The sequence below is a fragment of the Kitasatospora sp. NPDC089509 genome (assembly GCF_044749365.1).
Taxonomy (GTDB): Bacteria; Actinomycetota; Actinomycetes; order Streptomycetales; family Streptomycetaceae; genus Kitasatospora.
Map to the genome: position 1 here is coordinate 344582 of NZ_JBIVHS010000007.1, position 21206 is coordinate 365787.

General features: G+C 71.1%; 11 protein-coding genes. 8 read left to right on the forward strand and 3 right to left on the reverse strand.

The window, feature by feature from the left end; genetic code table 11:
- Positions 1-104: 104 nt before the first annotated feature.
- The 3 genes from ACIP4P_RS18275 to ACIP4P_RS18285 all read right to left on the reverse strand — a co-directional run bounded on the left by ACIP4P_RS18275 (position 105) and on the right by ACIP4P_RS18285 (position 5915).
- Positions 105-1739, reverse strand: coding sequence for a hypothetical protein (locus tag ACIP4P_RS18275; protein ID WP_400919590.1), 1635 nt, complete (start codon positions 1737-1739; stop codon positions 105-107).
- A gap of 67 nt (positions 1740-1806) precedes the next feature.
- On the reverse strand, positions 1807-2568 hold the full coding sequence (locus tag ACIP4P_RS18280; protein WP_400919592.1) for a leucyl/phenylalanyl-tRNA--protein transferase: 762 nt from the start codon (positions 2566-2568) through the stop codon (positions 1807-1809).
- Entirely contained in the window at positions 2565-5915 is a 3351-nt protein-coding gene (locus ACIP4P_RS18285; protein ID WP_400919594.1) for an amino acid adenylation domain-containing protein, read from the reverse strand. Before ACIP4P_RS18285 ends, ACIP4P_RS18280 begins: the two co-directional genes overlap by 4 nt.
- A gap of 151 nt (positions 5916-6066) precedes the next feature.
- On the opposite strand from ACIP4P_RS18285, the gene ACIP4P_RS18290 reads away from it, so the two are divergent.
- From ACIP4P_RS18290 to ACIP4P_RS18325, 8 genes are all read left to right on the forward strand, one after another.
- Complete coding sequence (locus ACIP4P_RS18290) at positions 6067-9234, forward strand: putative bifunctional diguanylate cyclase/phosphodiesterase (RefSeq protein ID WP_400919596.1); 3168 nt, start codon at positions 6067-6069, stop codon at positions 9232-9234.
- 209 nt (positions 9235-9443) lie between these two features.
- Positions 9444-17444, forward strand: coding sequence for a ricin-type beta-trefoil lectin domain protein (locus ACIP4P_RS18295; protein WP_400919598.1), 8001 nt, complete (start codon positions 9444-9446; stop codon positions 17442-17444).
- Positions 17445-17605: 161 nt separating this feature from the next.
- Positions 17606-18133, forward strand: coding sequence for a hypothetical protein (locus ACIP4P_RS18300; RefSeq protein ID WP_400919599.1), 528 nt, complete (start codon positions 17606-17608; stop codon positions 18131-18133).
- A 315-nt stretch (positions 18134-18448) separates the two neighbouring features.
- Complete coding sequence (locus ACIP4P_RS18305; protein ID WP_400919601.1) at positions 18449-18583, forward strand: hypothetical protein; 135 nt, start codon at positions 18449-18451, stop codon at positions 18581-18583.
- A gap of 180 nt (positions 18584-18763) precedes the next feature.
- Complete coding sequence (locus ACIP4P_RS18310) at positions 18764-19165, forward strand: hypothetical protein (protein WP_400919603.1); 402 nt, start codon at positions 18764-18766, stop codon at positions 19163-19165.
- Positions 19166-19358: 193 nt separating this feature from the next.
- Positions 19359-19715, forward strand: coding sequence for a hypothetical protein (locus ACIP4P_RS18315; RefSeq protein WP_400919605.1), 357 nt, complete (start codon positions 19359-19361; stop codon positions 19713-19715).
- A gap of 221 nt (positions 19716-19936) precedes the next feature.
- Entirely contained in the window at positions 19937-20464 is a 528-nt protein-coding gene (locus tag ACIP4P_RS18320) for a hypothetical protein (protein WP_400919607.1), read from the forward strand.
- Positions 20465-20501: 37 nt separating this feature from the next.
- Positions 20502-20627 carry a hypothetical protein gene (locus ACIP4P_RS18325; RefSeq protein ID WP_400919608.1) on the forward strand — a complete coding sequence of 42 codons (126 nt, stop codon included), beginning with the start codon at positions 20502-20504 and terminating at the stop codon, positions 20625-20627.
- The last annotated feature ends 579 nt before the right edge of the window (positions 20628-21206 follow it).

Below are 21206 nucleotides of genomic sequence, written 5' to 3' on the forward strand. Positions count from 1 at the left end.
GCGTCCCCGGGGGTGGGGGTGTCCCCCCCAAACCCCCCCACACTATTGGGGGGGGGGGGGGGGGGCCCGCCCCCCCCCCCCACTCCTCGGTGCGTTCCGAACGATCAGGTGCTGCTCGGGCGCGGGGTGGCGGGGAGGGTGGCGGTGCCGGTCAGCAGGGGCCACTCCCGATGGAAGGGCGGGAAGGGGAGGCTCTTCTCGAAGAGCGGGGTGCCGAAGATCTTCAGGTGGGCGGTGAGCGCGCCGTTCAGGTCGACGCCGCCGACCAGGGCCCAACTGCCCTTGAGCTCCGGGCCGTTGCCCGGGAGGTCGACGGCGAGGGAGCCGTCGGCCTTGGCGCTCAGATAGGGGGCGACGGTGGCCTCGACGCCGACCGTGTCGTACAGGCCGACACTGGCCTGGACGCCGAGGGCGGCGCGGACGGAGGCCTTGCCGGTGAGGCGGACGTGCACCGGGGAGACCTTGGTGTCCGCGCTGGTGGTCGGGGTCCAGCCCTTGCCGCCGGTGTAGTCGGCGCGCACGGCCCAGGTGCCGGTGGCGTCCTGCTCGGTCTCCAGGTGGACCTGGCCGTCGGCGCTGACCTCCAGGTAGCAGGTGAGGCCGAGGTTGACCACCACGGGCAGGCCCGCGACGTTCAGCACCGGGCTGGCCTGCAGCTTGGCGAAGGGGACGCGGACCGGCGCCGCACCGGTGTTGCGGGCGACGTCGCCGGTGACCTTCCAGTGCGCCTGGGCGCCCAGGTCGAAGCCGACCGAGGCGGTGCGCGGGCTGCCGGCGGCCGCGCCGTGGTACGCGAAGTGGACGGCCGGGTGCAGCTGGAGGGAGCCGGAGGCGTCCAGGCTCGCGCCCTCGGGCAGCGGGACCGGGGCCTTGACGTTGAGCTCCAGGGTGCCGGAGGCGTCGGCCTTCACGCCGTTGCCGTCGACGCCCGCGGTGGCCTTGAGGTCCTTGACCAGCGGGGTCACCTGGATGCCGTGCACGTCGATCGGCGCCTGACCGTCCGCCTCGGTGCGGCCGAGGAGTTCGGCGAGGGTGGCCGGGCGGGTGGTGAGGTTGAGGGTGTTGCCCGTACCGGGGTTGACGCCGGTGACCGCGACCAGCGCGCCCTGCGGTGCGGCGGCGGTGGGCGGGCTGGCGATCAGCTGACCGGGCTGGACGGCGGCGGCAGCGGCGGACGCGGTGGCCGATGCGGTGGCACTCGCGCCGGCACTCGGACTCGCGCTCGCACTCCCGCTCCCGCTCGGACTCCCGCTCGCGCTCGGCGCGTTGGTCGGGGCCGCGGAGGACGGGGCGGACGGGGCGGACGGAACGGCCGTCGGGCCTGCGGCCGTCAGGACGGCGGTGCCCTTCCCCGGGTCGTAGCCGGTGAGCTGGAGGCTCTTGGTCGCCGCCGCGACCGCGCCGCCGTCCTTGCCGGGGCTGCCGATGGCGGCCTGCTGGTCACCGGCCGGGGCGACCGTGACGTTGCCGGTTCCGCCGCCGCCTCCCGTACCGGGGGACGAGGTGCCGGAGGCCGCGGCGCCGGCCCGGGCGTGGGCCGCACCGGAGGCCGCGCCACCCGCCGGGCTGCCCCCGGCGGTGGTCGTGCCGCTGTCGGCGGTGCCGGTGGCGGCGGCCGGTTCGACGGCGGCCTGCGGGGTGGTGCTGCCGGAGCCGGTGGGCCCGCACGCGGCCGTTCCGGCGAGGATGAGGGTGAGCAGGGCTGCGGGCGCGGCCCTGCCTATCGAGGGTTTGAACACGCGGCGTCATGTTACTGACGAGGAATAAGTTTGTCGAAGACAGGCCAAGGCGGACTGAAATACCAGGTCAGCATAGCCGCGCCACGGGCAGCCGAGCACCGTCCCAGCCGCCCGTCGGCGGCGCCGCCGCGAGCTCGGCGAGATAGCGGGAGCGCTCCATCGGCACCGCACCGAGGCTGCGCACGTACGGCCCGTCCCACTGGGCGTCGAGCAGTCGCCCGCCGATGGCGGCGAACCGCGCCCCGAGGTCGGCGACGGCGACCCGGGCGGCGTCCGGCCGCCGGTGGAACATCGAGTCCAGGCTCAGCACCGGCCCGACGGCCACCCCGAAGACCCCGCCGATCAGCTCCCCGCCCTCCCACACCTCGACGCTGTGGGCCGCGCCCCGCGCCTTCAGCCCGACCAGCGCCTGCCTCAACTCAGCTGTGAGCCACACTGGTTGACGCCCCTCGGCACAGCCGGTGAGGACCTCGTCGAAGGCCCGGTCGGCGGTCGTCCACCACTCGACCGCACCCCGCAGCCGCCGGGCGAGCCGACGGGGCAGCCGGACGGCGTCGGGCCGCAGCACCGGCCGCGGGTCCGGCGACCACCAGGCCAGGACGTACGGGTCCGCCGCACCCGGCAGCAGCGCCACCTCCCCGGCGTCCACCGACTCCCCGTACAGCGCCTCGTTGTACGCGCCCGCGTACTCGTCGGCCGCGGGCAGCGGGAAGAGTCCGCGCCGGTAGGCGGCCAGCAGTTCCTCCGGCCCGAGCACCCCGCCGAAGGCCACCGGGCCCGCGCCGTCGGCCTGTTGGACGTCCAGCGCGTCGAAGACGGTCGCGGTCACAGGAATCCCTCGTCCGCCAGCCGGTCCAGGTAGTGGTCCAGCAGCCCGGCGTCCACCTCGGGCAGTTCGATGCCGCTGCCCGCCAGGGCGGCGTCCGCGTTGCGCCGGTCGAAGCGCGGGAACACCGGCTGGAAGTAGAGCTCGCTGATGGAGAGTTCGGATCCGGGCGCCCGGTCGACGAACAGCGGGACGAACGGCGTGATCGGGTGCGTCGGATGCCCGGCCGCGAACCGGACCAGCCGCCGCACCCACTCCCGGTACGGGACCCGGGCGACCAGGTGACCGCGCGCCCGGAGCCGTTCGGCCAGCTCGGGAAGCCCCGCCGGGTCCGGCGAGGTGAGGTGGTAGACCTCGCCGTCGGCGGGCGCGTGCGCGGCGATGTGGGCGACCGCGCGGGCGAACCGGTCGGCGGGCACGAAGTCCAGCGGCAGTCGGACGTCCGGGTAACCACCGCTGTCGGCAACGTACTTGATCAGCGCGCAGAGTTCGGTACCGGTGTTCATCACGCCGGTGGCGAGGTCGCCGGTGACGTCGTTGGTGCGCAGCACGGTGACCGGCAGCCCGTCCGCCGCGGCGTTGTGCAGCAGCTGCTCGGCGACCCACTTGCTCTCCACGTAGCCGACGCCGAGCCGCTCGGGGTGGGCCAGCGGCGTGCGTTCGGTGACCTCGTCGACGCCGGCCGCGCCGAACCCAGCCAGCACGGCGAGGGTGGAGAGGTAGTGCACGGGCACGCCCCGGCTGTGCCCGGCGAGCCGGACCAGCTCCCGGGTGCCGCCGACGTTGGGGGCCCTCAACTGGTGGTACGGGTAGAGGAAGTTGACCTGCCCGCCGAGGTGGTACACCGCGTCCAGGTGCCCGGCCAGCCAGCCGAACCGCTGCTCCGTCAGCCCGAGCCGTTCGGCGGCCAGGTCGCCGACCAACGGGACCACCCGGTCGGCGCCCGCCAAGTCCTGCTGCAGGAAGCGCTGTTGGGTGGCGCGTAGCCGTTCCAGGGCGTGCTCCCGGTCGGGGGCGCGGACCAGGCAGTGGATCCGCGCCATGGTGGTGGCGAGCAGCACGTTCAGCAGGTGGGCGCCGCAGAAGCCGGTGGCGCCGGTGAGCAGGATCTCGGTGGGCTCGGCCCGGGAGGGCGCCGGGCTCCAGGACTGCCCGACGGGGTGGGTGAGCCGGGCCTCGGCCTGCCAGTCGACGGCGGCCTCGCCCGGGGCGCTGCCGGCGCGGGCGGCCTGGAGGGCCGCGGTGAAGTCGCGCAGCACGGGCGCGCGCAGCAGCGCCCGGGTGAGGGTGCGGACGTGGCCGACGTCCAGGCCGAACATCATCCGGACCCGGGCGAGCATCTCCATGGCGAGCAGCGAGGTGCCGCCGAGGGCGAAGAAGTCGTTGCCGGGGCCGACGAGTTCGGCGCCGAGCAGCTCCGCCCAGAGCTGTCCGACGGCGGCCTCCACGGCGCTCGGCCCGGCTGCAGCCGGGGCAGGTGCGGGCGTGGAGACCGCGGTCGCCCGGGTTGCGGTCGGGGCGTGCCGCAGCGACCGCCGGTCGATCTTCCCGGCCACCGTCAGCGGCATGGCCTCCAGCGGGACGAACTCCGCCGGGACGAGGTACTCCGGCAGCCGCTCCGCCAGGAAGGCCCGCAGCTGCTCGGGCCGGACCGCCCGGTCGCCCAGCGTGTAGTACGCGGCGAGCACCCGGCTGCCGTCCGGCGCGCTGCCGTCGGCCGCGACCAGGGCCTGCCGCACCGCCGGGTGGGCGGCCAGCACCGCCTCGACCTCGGCCGGGTCGACCCGGTGCCCGCGCACCTTCACCTGGTCGTCCAGGCGCCCGAGGATCTCCACCTGTCCGTCCGCCCGCCAGCGCCCGGCGTCACCGGTGCGGTACATCCGCTCGCCGGGCAGCGGTGCGTAGGGGTCGGGCAGGAACGATTCGGCGGTCAGCCCGGGCCGACGCCAGTAGCCGCGGGCCAGGCCGGGCCCGCTGAGGTGGATCCCGCCCCGCTCGCCGGGTCGCACCGGGCGCAGCCGTTCGTCCAGCACGTGCACCCGCACGCCCGGCAGCGGACGGCCGATCGGGACCGGCGCGGCCGGGGTCGCCAGCAGCTCCGGGGTGACCTCGCAGTGCAGCGAGGTCACCGCCGCCTCGGTCACCCCGTACGCGTTGAGCAGCCGCACCCCCGGCAGCCGCTCCGCGCAGGCCCGGCAGTCGTCGGCGTGCACCACGTCCCCGCCGACCACCACCAGCCGCAGCCCGGCCGGGGCGGGGCCGCCGGGCGGCAGCAGGTCCAGCACGTGGTGCCAGTACGCGGGGGTGAAGTCGGCGACGGCCAGGCCGAGCCCGGGCAGCCGCCGGACCAGTTCGGTGGGCGCCCAGGTGTCCCGGCCGCCGAGCACGACCGTCGCGCCGGCGAGCAGCGCGGAGAACACCTGCTCCAGCGCGGTGTCCGCACCGAGCGCGGCCAGCTGGAGCACCCGCTCGCCGGGGGCGAGGCGGTAGGCGCGGACGACCCGGTCGAGGGTGAACAGCAGCGCGCGGTGGGTGACCGGGACGCCCTTGGGGCGGCCGGTGGTGCCGGAGGTGTAGATCAGGTACGCGAGGTCGTCCGACCCGGACACCACCCCGTCCGGCCCGGGCACCCCGGCGCCGTCCCCCGGCGCCACCCGCTCCACCCCGTCAAACCCGTCACCGTCCGTGACCACCACCCGTGCCCCACTGTCCGCGACCAGGTCCGCCAGCCGTCGCCGCGGATGCGCCGGATCCAGCGGCAGGAACGCCCCGCCCGCCTTGAGCACCCCCAGCCAGGCCACCACCAGCTCCACGTCCCGCCCCAGGCACACCGGCACCACCTGCTCCGGCCCGACCCCCCGGGCCCGCAGCACGGCCGCCAGCCGGTCGCTGCGCGCGTCCAGCTCGCGGTAACTCAGCGTGCCCTGCTCCCCCACCACCGCGACGGCCGTCGGCTCCCGCGCGGCCCGGGCCCGGAACAGCCCGTGCACCGTCCCGGGAGCACCCGCGCGGGCGACGGCGGGCTCGTCACCCGCAAAGGGCTCGCCCCCCTCGTCACCGGCGCCCTCGTCACCGCCGCCACCCCCCGGTTCGACGCCCACGTGCCGCTCCACCCAGGCCAGGCACTGGCCGTGCCCGGCCGGCCCGAACACCCGCCGCCACCCACCGGGCAGTGGTAAGTCCCCGGGCCAGAGCGCGTACTCACCGTCGTCGTTGCATACCACGGCGTGACGTCCGGAGCTCACATCCGTCCGTACTCCCCGTGCGCTGTCGGCTGCGTCGTCCACCGGCTTGACCTCGTGCTGAAGCGGAAGAATGCTGGGAGGTGCGACATTTCCGACTATACGCACTCAGGGGACACCGACAACGTCCGTCGCACGGACCGCCGGACGCCGCTGATGCGTGGGCCGACCGGTTCCGCAGGAGGTTCCGCGGGCCCCCGCCCTCGCCCGAACTCCCCCGCCCGCACGGCGGGGTGGTGTCGCGGAGGAGGTAGCCTCATTGACTCGCCGGCGACAACGCCTGATGGTCTGTTACCTGCTCTGGATGGTGCTGTTCACCGGCATCTACTTCGCCGACCCCGCACTGCGGGTGGTCTGGTGGACGGGCATGGGGCTCGGCGGCGTCGCCGCCATCGTGGTCGGCGTCCGGCTCAACCGGCCCCGCCACCCGCTGTTCTGGTACGTGCTGGCCCTGGCCAACCTCAGCTTCACCACGGGCGAGGCGATCCAGGCGCTGCAACTCGACATCCTGCACCTGAAGAACCCGTTCCCGTCCGTCGCCGACGGCTTCTACCTCGCCGAGTTCCTGCTCTACGCGGTCGGCCTGCTCGGCTTCATCCGCTGGCGCACCGCCCACCAGGACCGGGCCGGTCTGCTGGACGCCCTGATCATCACGCTCGGCCTGGCCCTGCTGGTCTGGATCTACCTGATCCTCCCGTACGCCCGGAACCCGGCCCTGACCTGGGTGCAACAGGCCGTCTCGATCGCCTACCCGCTCGGCGACGTGGTCGTCCTCGCCCTGCTGCTGCGGCTGTTGACCCCGCGCGGTGGCAACTCCCGCGCCCTGCAACTGCTCACCGTCGGCGCCCTCGGCCTGCTCACCTCCGACGTCCTGTACGGACTGATCCAGCTGCACGGCACCTGGCGCATCGGCACCGGCGTGGAACTCGGCTGGGCCGCCTTCTACACCGCCTGGGGCGCGGCCGCGCTGCACCCCTCGATGGTCGACCTGACCAGACCGGTCCCCACCCAGCAGCCCGACCTCTCGGCCGGCCGGCTCGCCCTGCTGACCCTGGCCTCGCTGATCGCGCCCGGCATCCTGATCATCGAGTCGCTGGCCGGGAACACCAGCAACGCGGGCGTGATCGGCGCCTTCTCCGCGCTGCTCTACCTGCTGGTGCTGGCCCGGCTGGGCGTGGTCGGGGTGGCCCGCCGACAGGCGGCGGACCGGGAGCGGACCCTGCGCGAGGCCGGTGCCCGGCTGACCGCGGCGGTCACGGTGGCCGAGGTCGCGGACGCCGTGCAGTCCGCCGCCTCCACCCTGATGCCCGCCGAACGCGGGCACGTCGCCCTGCTGGCCGTCACCGAGTCCGGGGTGCTGCACATCCGACGGGCCGGCGACGGCACGGGTGCCGGCACCGGCACCGGCACCGGCACCGGCACCGAACCCGGCGGTCCGCGGGACGAGGAGGTGCTCGCCCGGCTCGCCGCCCACCGGGAGACCCGGCTGCTGCCGGTCGGCTCCGGCGACCTGCCCGCACACCTCGGCGGCATGCCCGCCGCCCTGGTCTGCCCGCTCACCCTGGCCGAACGCCCCTCCGGCGACCCGCTGATCGGCGCGCTCGTGGTCACCGGCACCGAGCAGGAGCTGACCAGCCTCTGGGGCTCGCTGGAGATCCTGGCCGCACAGGCCGCCCTGGCCGTCGAACGCGTGGTGCTCAGCCAGGAGGTCACCCGGCGCAACAGCGAGCTGTACTTCCGCACCCTGGTGCAGAACGCCAGCGACGTCATCCTGATCCTGGACGCCGACGACGGCATCCGGTACGCCTCCTCCTCCGCCGAACGCGTCCTCGGCCACCCCGATCTGGTCGGCACCCTGCTGACCGACCTCGTCCCGCCCGAGGACAGCCGGGAGGTCGGCAAGGCGCTGGCCCGGATGCGCGGCCCCGCCGACCCGCCCCGCGGCGACCAGCCGCGCGAGCACTGGCGGCTGCTGCGCCAGGACCGCACCCCGATCGAGGCCGAGGTCCGCTCCACCGACCTGCGGGAGGACCCGACCGTCGGCGGCCTGGTGCTCACCCTGCGCGACGTCACCGAGCAGCGCCAGATGGAGCGCGAACTGACCCACCGGGCCTTCCACGACTCGCTGACCGGCCTCGCCAACCGGGTGCTGTTCCAGGACCGGGTCGGCCACGCGCTCTCCCGCGGCGAGCGCAGCGGGGCCGTCACCGGGGTGCTGTTCATCGACCTGGACGACTTCAAGATGGTCAACGACACCCAGGGCCACGCGGTCGGCGACGAACTGCTGGTCGCCGTCTCACTGCGGGTCTCCACCGCGCTGCGCAGCTCCGACACCGCCGCCCGGCTCGGCGGCGACGAGTTCGCGGTACTGGTCGAGGACGCGATGTGCCCGACCGACGTGGACACCATCGCGGGCAACGTGCTCGCGGTGTTCGCCGAACCGTTCAAACTCAGCGCGGGCGCGGTCCGGGTGAGCGCCAGCATCGGCGTCGCCACCACCGAGGACAGCGTGGACGCCACCGAACTGCTCAGCCACGCCGACCTCGCCCTCTACTCGGCGAAGGCGGCCGGCCGCCGCCAGTGGTGCCACTACCGGCCGGCCCTGCAAGCCGGGCTGGTCGAGCGGCACGAGCTGAACGAGAACCTGGACTCCGCCCTCGCGGAATCCGCCTTCCAGCTGTACTACCAACCGATCGTCGACCTGCGCACGGGCGACCTGGTGGCCTTCGAGGCCCTGGTCCGCTGGCCGCACGACCGGCGCGGCATGGTCCTGCCCGACGAGTTCATCGCCCTCGCCGAGGAGAGCGGCCAGATCGTCCCGCTCGGCGCCTGGGTCCTGGAACGCGCCGCCGAGGAGGCCGCCGCCTGGCACGCCGCCAGCTCCGCCGCCCGCCGCGCCGCCGGCCGCCCCCCGCTGCGGGTCAACGTCAACGTCTCCGCCCGCCAGTTCCGCGACGCCGGCTTCGTCGACGTCGTCCGGCACGCCCTCGACACCTCCGGCATCGACCCGCGCACCCTCGTCCTGGAACTCACCGAGTCCGTCCTCATCCGCCGCGACGACCGGCTGCGCGCCGACATGGCCACCCTCGGCGACCTCGGCATCGGCCTGGCCATCGACGACTTCGGCACCGGCTACTCCTCGCTGTCGTACCTGCGGGAGTTCCCGATCTCCCTGCTGAAGATCGACAAGTCCTTCATCGACGGACTCGGCTTCTCCCCGCAGCAGTACGCCCTGGTCGAGGGCATCACCCGGATCGCCGAAACCCTCGGCGTACAGGTCATCGCCGAGGGCATCGAGCACCCGGACCAGCGCGACCTGCTCGCGGCCATGGGGTGCCCGCTGGGACAGGGATACCTGTTCGCGCACCCGATGGACGGCGCCCGGGCGCGGGAGCTGGTGCGCTCCGCGACCTTCGAGACCAGCTGAGGCGTTCGCCCAGTTCAGCGCGGTGCTGACGATATTTCCGGCATATCGCCACCAGAGCGACGAATCGTCACCCGCAACACCCGTACACGGACGATCCGTTACGAAATCTTCATCCCGGACGGCCGTCGCGGCTCCCGGAGAGTGAGAGATTTTGATTCTGCTTTACGAAAGCCATTCAAAACCTTGGCATTCTCTTGAGAGAGTCTTTGATGTCACGACGGTCTCAGGCCTCGTCCGATTCCATGGACGGGGCCTTCTCCACGCGCAGGACGCGGCGGATAGCCGCGGTCCTGACGCTCGGTCTGCTGGTGCAGACCGGCGTGGCGGTGGACGCGTTCACGGCGGCTCCCGCCGTCGCCGCGCCCGCGCCCGCCACGCCCCCGGTCGCCCCTGGCGAACCGGCCACCGAGGCGCCCGACGAGGCGTCAGCGCTGCTGTCCGCCCGGCTGCACAAGCGGCGGGTGGAAGTCACCGGCGCCCGAACCGAGTTCACCACCCTGTGGGCGAACCCCGACGGCACCCTGACCTCGGACCGGTCCACCGGGCCGATCCGGATGAAGGTCGGCGAGGCCTGGGTGCCCGTCGACACCACGCTGGTGCAGACGGCGGACGGCAAGGTCGCGCCGAAGGCGCACCCGGGCGGGGTGGTCTTCCAGGGCGGCGACGCCGGGGTGACGGTCGGCGACAGCCTGCCGGGCACCGCCCCGACGACGGTGCCGAGCGCCGCTCCGTCGGCCGCCCCGACGAAGACGCCCGATGCTGCCACGCCGTCAGCGAGCGGCTCCGCCTCGGCGGCTGCCTCGCCGTCGGCTGCCCCGTCGGCCTCCGCTTCGACCTCCGCTTCGACCTCCCCGTCCTCGTCCGCGTCGGCGTCGGCGTCCCCGTCGGCCTCCGCCTCCGCCGAGCCGACCCGGGCCTCCCGCAACGGCGCCCGTGCCGCTGCGGCCCCGGCTGCGGCCCCGACCGCCGACCCGAAGCCGGCCGACCCCAAGCCCGCCGAGCGCGAGCTGGTCAAGATCGGCTCCGGTGAGCAGCAGGTCAGGTTCGGCTGGCTGGGCAAGCTGCCCAAGCCCAGGCTGGAGGGCAACAAGGCCACCTACGTCGACGCCCGCCCCGGCGTCGACCTGGTCCTGGAGGCCACCCGGACCGGCTTCGAGCAGTTCCTGATCGTCAAGGACCGTGCCGCCGTCGCGCAGACCGGCACCGTGACGATCCCGCTCGACACCACCGGCCTCACCGTCGCCCCGCAGCAGGACGGTTCGATCCAGCTGCTCGACAAGGCGAACGGCAAGACCGTCGTCCGCATCCCGGCCCCCGTGATGTGGGACGCCGCCGTCGACCAGGTCTCGCAGGAGCACCTGAACCGCGGCGCGGTGACGATGGAGCTGCGCGGCCAGGGCGCCGACACCGAGCTGCTGTTCACCCCGGACGCGGCCTTCCTCGCCGACCGGAAGACCCAGTTCCCGGTCACCATCGACCCGGTGGTGGACGTCGGCACGACCTTCGACACCTACGTCCAGACCAACGAGAACATCGACGCCTCCGCGTCGACGGACCTCAAGCTGGGCAGCTACGACGGCAAGGTCGTGGCCCGGTCGTTCCTGACCATCCCGGGCGGGTCGTTCAACGGCAAGCAGATCCTGGGCGCCACCCTCAACCTCGCCAACTACCACTCCGCCTCCTGCGTCCCGAAGCAGTGGGAGGTCTGGAACGCGGGCGGCGCGGCCTGGTGGACCCGGTGGGGCAACCAGCCCACGCTGGGGAAGAAGTGGGCCACCTCGAACGACACCTGGGACGTCGCGGGCGACGGTGACAACCACGACTGCTACGCCCCGGACGGCACGTTCTGGGCCAAGGCCGACGTCACCGAGATGATCCGGTACTTCGCCGGGTTCGGCTACAACGACTACGCCTTCGCCCTGAAGGCCGCCGACGAGTCCAGCAGCCTGTCCTGGAAGCGCTTCAGCTCCGCCGAGGGCTACTGGCCGCCGTACATCTCGATCACCTACAACTCGGTTCCGCCGACGCCCTCCGTGGTCGACGTGCTGCCGTCCCAGCAGGGCGACCCGCGCTACACCAGCTCGGCGACGCCCCGGTTCCAGATCCTCGCGGCGGACCCGGACGGCGGCGAGGTCGGGGTCAACTTCGACCTGTGGCGCAACGGCACCTTCGTCAACAGCATCCACCGCAAGGTGCCCGCGAACACCTACGCACAGGTGACCCCGGCCGACCTCGGCGTGGCCAAGCTCGACGAGAGCGTGCCGTACGGCATCTGGGCCCGCGTCTCGGACGAGCGCTCCGCGTCCGGCTGGGTGGGCACCAACTTCATCGTCGACACCGTCAAGCCCGGTACGCCGTTCGTGAGTTCGTCCGACTACCCGGCGGACGGCCTGTGGCACGGCACCGCCAACCAGGCGGGCTCGTTCACCTTCTCGCCCGCCCCGGGCACCGACGACACCGCGGCCTACGTCTACACCCTGGACGGCGGCACCCCGGTGACGGTCGCCGCCACCGGCGCCCTGACCACGTCGATCACGCCGACCACCGAGGGCCGCCGCGTCCTGTCGGTGCAGTCCAAGGACCGTGCGGGGAACCTGTCCCCGCCCGCGACGTACACCTTCCACGTCGGCCAGGCGGGCATCAGCTCGCCGGTGAACGGCACCCAGAGCGCCAAGCGCGTCAAGCTCTCGGTCGACGCGCAGACCCAGTTCAAGCGGGTCGTCTACCAGTACCGCCGCGGCCCCGGCGCCACGGAGTACAACGTCCCGCGCGCCAACCTCGCCAAGGCCGACAACACCCCGGTCACCGAGGACAAGCCGCGGCTCGCGGACCTCGGCCCGCACGCCAACTGGAACGTGCTGGACACCCTCGGCCAGGTCGGCGGCGTCGTCCAGGTCCGCGCCGTGCTGTTCCCCGAGGACGGCTCCGGCAACGGCTACACCACCGTCTGGAACACCATCACGGTCGACCGCAACGCCGACGGCGCGGCCGGCACCCCGGTGGGCCCGGGTTCGGTGAACCTGCTCACCGGTGACTACAGCACCAACACCACCGACGCCGGCGAGTTCGGCATGTCGGTGAGCCGCACCGCCTCTTCGCGCGACCTCGGACGCGGCTGGCAGCCCCAGGGCGAGCGGCTGACGGTCAACCAGCGCCAGATCGGCACCGACACCGCGGGCTTCACCCCCGGTCAGGCCGACATCTCGCGTTCCACCACCCGCGGCCACGACAGCTCCACCGACTCGCTGCGGATCGTCCCGGCCTCCTCCGGCTGGGACTCCTTCGCCGCGCTCGGCCCGGAGTACACCATGGGTCAGGGCATGAAGCCCGGCCGCACCTACCGGCTCACCGGCTGGATCTACGTCCCCGGTGCCACCGGTCTGGACAACCCGCTGGCCAACCGCGGCCTGCGGATGGTCGGCGTCCACCGCACCCCGGCCGGCTACGGCGAGACCGCCTCGCCGAAGGCCTCGTTCACCGACGGCTGGCAGCAGCTGACCGTCGACATGGCCGTCCCGGCCGACGCCACCGAGGCCTGGTTCCGCCTCTACAACGGCAACGCGGCCGGCAGCGGCAAGGAGGTCTTCTTCGACGACCTCTCGCTGAAGGAGATCGTCGCCCCGTTCGGCCCGCAGTGGGCCGGCGGCCCCGACGCGGGCACCGGGTCCGAGCTGCGTTCGCTCTCCTTCCCGCAGTCCGACCTGGTCGAGATCAAGGGCAACGACGACAGCTCGCTGACCTTCGCCAAGGGCAACGACGGAACGTTCTTCCCCGAGCCCGGCGCCGAGTCGCTCACCCTGAAGGCCGTCCCGGCCAAGTCCGGCGCGATCGTGCTGTCCACCTCGGGCCAGTGCCTGGAGGTGCCGAACGGCGCCGCCGGCAACGGCGCGCGGCTGCAGCCCGCCCCGTGCACCGGCGCCGCCAACCAGCAGTGGACCCGCGGCGACGACCTCTCCCTGCGGCTGCTCGGCTACTGCCTGGACAACCCTGCGGGCTACACCGACAACGCCACCCCGCTCATCCTGTGGGGCTGCAACGGCGGCACCAACCAGCAGTGGGAGTCGCGCACCGATGGCATGGTGACGAACCGCTACTCCGGCAAGTGCCTGGACGCCGACAAGGGCGCCTCGATCTGGGTCTGCTGGGCGGGCCCCAACCAGATCTGGGACATCCAGACCGCCGGCACCACCTACGAACTGACCGAGCTGGACGGCTCCAAGACCGTCTTCGCCCGCCAGGCCGGTTCCGACATCTACCAGGTGGTCAGCGAGACGGGGCCCGAGGCCAACTCCACGACCCGCTACCAGTACGACACCACCGACGGCCGCTCGCTGGTCAAGCGGGTGATCCCGCCGGTCGAACCGGGCGTCGACGACGTCAACGGCTGCACCGTCGACCCGCTGCCGCGCGGCTGCCAGGTCCTTGAGTACGACTACGGCAAGGTCACCACGGCCACCGCGTCCACCCCGGGTGACTACCTGGACCGGGTGCGCGCCGTGAAGGCCTGGTCGTGGAACCCGGTCACCTCCAAGCAGGAACCGGTCGAGGTCGCCCGCTACGCGTACGACGACCGCGGCCGCCTGGCCGAGGTGTGGGACCCCCGGCTGGCCACCCCGTTGAAGACCACCTACGGCTATGACGACGCCGGTCGCGTCACCCGCGCCACCCCGGCCGGTCAGCTGCCGTGGAACTTCGACTACGGCAAGGCCGCCGCCGACCAGGACCCGGGCCGACTGCTGAAGGTGCGGCGCGCCGCGCTGGCCCAGGGCTCGAAGGACCAGGTCAACGGTGAGACCGCCACCAGCGTCGTCTACGACGTACCGCTGACCCGCGGCGCCGGCGGTCCGTACGACATGGCCGGCCCGGACGTGGCCAAGTGGGCGCAGACCGACGCCCCCACCGACGCCACCGCCGTCTTCGACCCCGAGGACAACCCGGGCACCGGCACCGCCTCGGCCGCCAAGCCCGGCCCGGACGGCTACAAGCCGGCCAGTGTCCACTACCTCAACGCCTCCGGCAACGAGGTCAACACCGCAACTCCGTCCATCACCCCCGGTGGTGACATCGACACCAAGGAGTACGACCGCTACGGCCACGTCGTGCGCACCCTGGAGGCCACCAACCGCTCCATCGCGCTCAACACCCACCCGGAGGCCGACAAGCACGCGGCCGAGCTGAACCTGCCGACGGACTCCCCCTCGCGGGCCCGCCTGCTGGACTCGCGCACCGTCTACACCGCCGACGGCCTGGACGTGGCGGAGACCCTCGGCCCGGTGTACCGCGCCGCGCTCGCCGACGAGGTCAAGGGCCAGAGCAACCCGGTCACGGTGACCGCCGAGGCCGAGAAGCTGCCGCAGCTGGGCACCAACACCAAGGTGCAGGTGGACAACGACTGCTGCGGCCTGACCTGGTCCGGCGGTGCCCACCTGAGCATCCGCGGCACGGCGGCGGGCGCGTTCGACAGCATGCGGGTCAGCGTCCCCGAGGAGGGCGACTACGTCCTCTCCGGCCAGCTCACCAAGGCCAGCGACCACGGCGTCATCCAGTGGTCGATCGACGGCCGGAACATCGGCCGGCCGATCGACACCTACAACGCGGGCGGACTGATCGCCCCGTTCACCGTCGGCGAGTCGGTCCACCTGGCGCGCGGCGACCACGAGCTCAAGCTCACCCTGGTCGACACCAACACCGCCAGCGGCGGCGAGCGCTTCCACACCGGCATCGACACCGTCACCCTGACCAAGACGACCGTCAACCCGACCCTCCCGGCCGGCACTTCGGTCGTGGCCCGGGACCACAACACCAACACCTACGACGAAGGCAAGCCCGACGGCCAGGCCTACCACCTGGTCACCACCGCCACCGACGGCGCCCGCATCGACGGCTACGCCGACGACGTGGAGCTGCGGGTCACCAAGAACGGGTACGGCACGCCGATCGGCGGGACCTCCGGCTGGACGCTGAAGAGGCCCACCTCGGTCACCACCGACGCGCTCGGCGCCAAGCTCACCTCCACCACCCGCTACGACAGCCAGGGGCGCACCGTCGAACTGCGCGTCCCCGGCAACGAAGCGGCCGACGCAAGCACTGTGAAGACCGCGTACTACACGGCCGGCGCCAACCCGGCCGACCCGGCCTGTGCCAACCGTCCGGAGTGGGCGGGCCTGTCCTGCACCACCGGCCCGGGCGCGGCCGTCACCGGCGCGGACTCCGCGCGGATGCCGACCACCCTGCCGGTCAAGCAGGTCACCCGGTATTCCCGGGCAGGCAAGCCGGAAGAGGTCGTCGAAACCAATGCCGGCAAGTCCCGCAAGACCGTGACGGTGTACGACACGGTCAACCGGCCGGTCTCCACCGAAACCACCGGCGACGAGGGCACCGCTGTGCCCAAGTCCGAGACCACGTACGACCCCGCCACCGGCGAGGCCGTCAAGGTCACGGCGGACGGCAAGTCGGTCACCACGGTCAAGGACGTCCTCGGCCGCACCGTCTCCTACACGGACGCGGACGGCGCGACCACCACGACCGAGTTCGACAAGTTCGGCAAGCCGGTCAAGGTCCTGGACTCCACCGGCTCGCTGTCCCTCAGCTACGACCGGGCCAAGGAACCCCGCGGCCTGCTCACCTCGGTGACCGACAGCAAGTCGGGCGAGTTCACCGCCAAGTACGGCCCGGACGGTCAGCTCGTCGAGCAGACCTACCCCGGCGGCATCGTCCGCAAGGACACGCACAACGCCTCCGGCAAGGCCGTCGCCCGCAGCTACACCAGGGCGTCCGACAACACCGTGATCTGGGCGCAGACCAACGAGCTCTCCACCCAGGGCCAGGTCGTCAAGGACAGCACCGGCAACGGCAGCAAGAGCTACGGCTACGACCGCCTCGGCCGCCTGGTCAAGGCGGAGCACGGCAGCACGGGCAGCGGCTGCACCACCCGGGTCTACACCTACGACAACCACTACAACCGCACCGGCAAGGCCGTCTCCAGCTCGACCGACGGCAGCTGCACCACCGCCGGCGCCACCACGAGCACGTCCACGTACGACAGCGCCGACCGGATCACCGACCCCGGCTACCGGTACGACGCATTCGGCCGCACGGTCAGGACGCCGAGCGGCACCTCGATCGGCTACCGGGTCAACGACCTGGTCGCCTCCCAGGAGACCGCCGACACCCGGCAGACCTGGACCATCGACCCGACCGGGCGCTTCAACGGCACCACGACCGCCAAGAAGCAGGCCGACGGCAGCTGGTCCACCACCGCCACCAAGGTCCACCACTACGGCGGCGAGAGCGACAACCCCCGGTGGATCGTCGAGGACCCCGCCTCCGGCGCCTGGACCCGCAACGTCCCGGGCACCGACGGCGACCTCGCCGCCACCGTCACCGACAAGGGAGAGACCCAGCTCCAACTCACCAACCTGTTCGGCTCGGTGGTCCTCACCACCGACACCGCCCTCACCAAGCCCGTCCTCCTCGACGCCGACGAGTACGGCAACCCGGCGGCCGGCCAGCCCGCCACCCGCTACGGCTGGCTCGGCGCCAAGCAGCGCTCCAGCGAAGCCCAGGACAGCCTGGTGCTGATGGGCGTCCGCCTCTACAACCCGGCCACCGGCCGCTTCCTCTCCGTCGACCCGGTCCAGGGAGGAAACGCCAACGCGTACGACTACGTCTACGGCGATCCGATCAACCAGTACGACCTCGACGGCCGCTTCTGCCTGAAGCACCGCAAGGGCGGCGGCTGCGTAGGCGGCCGGACCTTCAACAAGGCAGTCGGCGCGGTCAAGTCCGCTGGGCACACGGCCACCACATGGGGCAAGCAGGCCGCGAACAAGGCCACCACATGGGGCAAGCAGGCCACGGGCTGGGTCTCGAACCAAGTGAAGAAGCGGTGGAACAAGCGCTGGTTGACTCACTTCGGTGTCAGCCTCGGGACGGGTTTCGTCGCCGGGTTGGGTGCTGCGGCCTTCTGCGGGACCACCGCAGGCCTCGGCTGCATGATCATGGCCGGTGCCGTGCTCGGCACCGTGATCGGTACCCCCGCGCACGTCGGCGCAGACGGATTCCTCGGCCATCGACCCTCCGATCGCGAAATCGCGGGCTACGCCCTCAAATCCGCGGGAGGTGGCGGCTACTCGGGCGGATTCCGATCCCTGGCGAAAACCACTCCGTTCGGATTGATGATGATGGGCATCAAACGCCTGCGGAAGTGACACTCGAGCCCCTCAGGTAGAGTCGCACAGGAATCGTGCGACCACTCCACCGGCCGGCCAACGGAAGTGAACCATACCGTTGGCCCGGCTGGCTCGGTGGGGCGCGCGATCGCGCGCCCCACCGAGCACCGAGAGATCCACAGCAAGAATTCGGAGCGACAATGGAACTCAAGGTTCTCGTTTCCACCATTCAATGGCTACACCGGGCGAAGAAGCGGGAAAAGCTCGCGGAACTCACCTCCCCGCTCGGAGTGATCGATATCGTCCGAGGCCCGATGGACGAGCTGAACGCCTCCGGGCAGATGCTGGAACGCTGGGAGTTCCTCCTCGACGGGGCCGAACTCCTGGTCGTGAACGACATGGGCACACCCGGCTACGGAGCCCGGCGACAGGTGGCCGCCGGGATCGACATCGTGGTCCAGGGTGTGCCGGGCCGCCTCAACGGTGCACGCGGGCTCCGGTCATCGCGACGATTCATCTCGATGACGGCAGGGGACATCAGTCTCGAAGCGCGCCCACAATGGCCCCGGTACGTCGTCCGCGACGGCTCGGGAAAGGAATGCGCCACGACCAACGGCAAGGCCTGGACCTTCACGAGTCAGGACCCTGCCCTGGTCGCGTTCGCAGCCTACTTCGCATCGGCCGCCATGGAGCCGATGCTCACCTCGCCGCTGCTGGAGATCTTCTAGGTTCGCCGGAGAAGAACCGAGGCACTGCGGTGGCGGGGCGCCCGGGGACACCCCGCCTTTGTGCAACTCGGCCCTCTCAAGAAAAGGAATCCGAGGAGCCCGTCCCATTCCACTGCATCACATCGGACAACGGCACCACCGGCTCGATGGAAGCCCGGACAGGGCACTGTCCTACACGACGGATCACGTCGTCGTCGACGCCGATCTGCGCGGGGGCAGATCGGGACACGTCTCCCTGCTCAGGACCCTCCGGCAGAGCGCTGTCGGAATGATGGTGCTGCCCGAATCCCTGACCCCACACCGAATGGAGCACACATGGAGTTCATCGTTTCCGGCCTGTTGGCCGTCGGCCGGGGGCTGCTCACGGTCTGCGATGTGGTCAGTTTCGTCGATGGGTGCAGGATCCTCGTCCAAAAGGTCAGGGGGACCAAGGTAGACGAAGAGAAGTAACCCGAGGCGTTGGAACGAGCTGACGGGTTGGCTCGGGAGGGGACGAGGTGTTCTCGCTGCTGCGCCACCCAAAGAACCCGATGAACAAGAAGACCAGCTGGGGAAAGCTAGACAGAAACAACTCCAGGGCCATGACCTGGCGTGAGCTGCGCATGGTCGGTCGCCATCCAAGGAAGTGAAATGGAAGCAGCATTTTCAGGAATGTCACCCTGGGAGATCAACCGGGACTTCACCGAGATTGCTACGCCACTGGGCGCACTCGATCTCCACAATGACGCCTCCCTTGTTGGGTTTCGATTTTCCGGACACCCCCTATCGTCACTTCTGATCGACTTTTCCGATGGGCGCGGACGGCCATTCTCGCTGGAGTTCAAAAATGTCGGTGAACTGACCGTTCGGCAGGGTGGTGTGGCTTCGGATGGATGGCCCGAAATCCCCGAAGACGCCGAATGCGAGGGTCTTGACAATGTAAGCTACTATGAGTACGGAACCGACCTTCCTCCAGTCTTTGACATTTCCTCACTCAATCTGGATATGAAGTTCCGATCAGGAGAGGTCCGCTTCATCCAGCCAACCGAATAGTGGCGATCAGTGATTCACTGATTGATCTCCGTTTTTCGTGACGGCCCGTCGGTTCGTCCGGCGGGCCGTTTCGGCCTTTCTGGCTACTGTCGCGGCTCGGGTTGCCCACACCTTCAGAATCACCAAGACCGAACTGATTCAACTCCGCGAACCTTCCGGATACTTCTGGTACGATCCGTGACATAATGACCGAATGGAACTCACGGTGAGATTCAAAGTCGAGATCGAGAACCGCAGCGACCGACGAATGGAGCTCATGCTCGAACCCGAGGGCAGTGACTTCTGGATGGAACCCGGCGACGCGCTCGTCGTGAACAGCGAGGCGCCGCCCGGCACCGAAATCCCTTTCGTCGTGCAGATGACGGATGACGGCGTATCGGTCTGGTCCAACTACGGCCCCGGCTGGGTGTCCACTCGAGCCGGCGAGGACCTCGACACCGGACACAACAGGCCCGACGATGCCTATCCGGAACTCAAGAGATCCGCAACGGACGCCGAACCCCGAAAGGACTGGCCGGGGAGGCTCCTCCCCTGGCGCCGGAACGAATGACTGCCATGGAACTCGACTCCGCCGGAGCCGGGTCGACCTCGATTTCAAGCTCTGCCGCTGACGCCGCACCCGGCACCGACGTACAAGAATCGGAACTCGGCAGAGATCAGCGGGATCAAACGGAGAAGAACCGAGGCACTGCGGTGGCGGGGCACATCCGGGTGTCCCGCCCTCGGGCAGCCCGACCGTTCTCGAGAACAGGAATCCGAGGAGCACCTGCCATGCAAATGCGCCACATCGGAAAGCGGCGTCGATGGCTCGACCCGGTCGACCCCCAGGGCGTTTACGCGGAGATCGACTCTCCGCTCGGCACCGTACGCGTCGACCGCAAGCGCAGCGGCGCCGTGACGTCCTTCGGCAGCCGTCTGGAACAGTGGGACTTCGTGTTGGACGGGGCCTGCATCCTGTCGGTCGACGGCATGTTCAACCCCGGTTATCCCGCCCGGCGGCGTGTTCGCCGCGGACTCGACATCACCCTGCTCGGGGAACCGGGCCGGGTGTCGGCGGCCCGCACCCTCCGGCCGGGGCGGCGGTACGTCAGGATGAGCACCCCGACCCTTGCGTACGAGGCCCGAACCCGCTTCCCCGGACACATCGTGCGCGACGGGAACGGGATCGAGCGGGCCCGCTACGACGGAGCCTTCTGGGAGTTCGAGGAACCCGATCCTGCCGCTGTGGCCTTCGCCTCGTTCTTCATCGCGGCAGCCCTCGAACCGTTCATGACCTCGCCACTGTTGGAAATCTTCTGAGCCCGGCCGCGAGAGCCGAGGAACGAGCTGGGAGCACATGGACATCATCATTTCCGGCCTCATGGCCGTCGGCCGTGCCCTCTGGACGGTCCTGAGCTGGGCCAACATCGTCGAGGGGCAGAAGATCCTCAACAAGGAGTTCAAGAAGCTCACGAGGAAGTGACCGCCGCCTGGCCGCCGGCTCCGATCGGTGCAGTGGAACCCGACGAGCGGACCGTCCCTGCACCTGCTCCTGACCTGGGGGCGCAGGTGCCGAGCGGAACCCGACCTGCGGATCGGGTTCACCGGGGACTGATCCACCGGCCGGGGCGGCCGGGGAAACCCAACCGAGGAGCGGCCGAGGAAACTTGACTGCCCTTCACCCTTTTCCGGCCGTCCCGCTGCCACACTGCACGCCCCCGAGCACAGTTGATCAGATCGTCTACAACCTGATGGTCGGGAACTCGCACACCTTCTCCGCGACAATCGACGGCGGATGACGACGTCGTGGTCCACAACTGCGCCCGCAAGAAGCCGGAGAAGGACGAGAAGATCACGACCCACCAGAATCGGAAGGAACATCGAAGCGGGGCCGGCAAGGCGAAGAAGGACAAGCTCATCGATAACATGGGCGGCGGGGCCCCCGAGGCGGGTGCCCCCCCCCCCCCCCCCCCAAGGAATGGGTTGTGTGGTCACGATCCGAAGGCGTATCTGGCGGACGGGTTGCCGTCTCGGCTCGCTGAGATAGGAAGAGCGTCGGGGT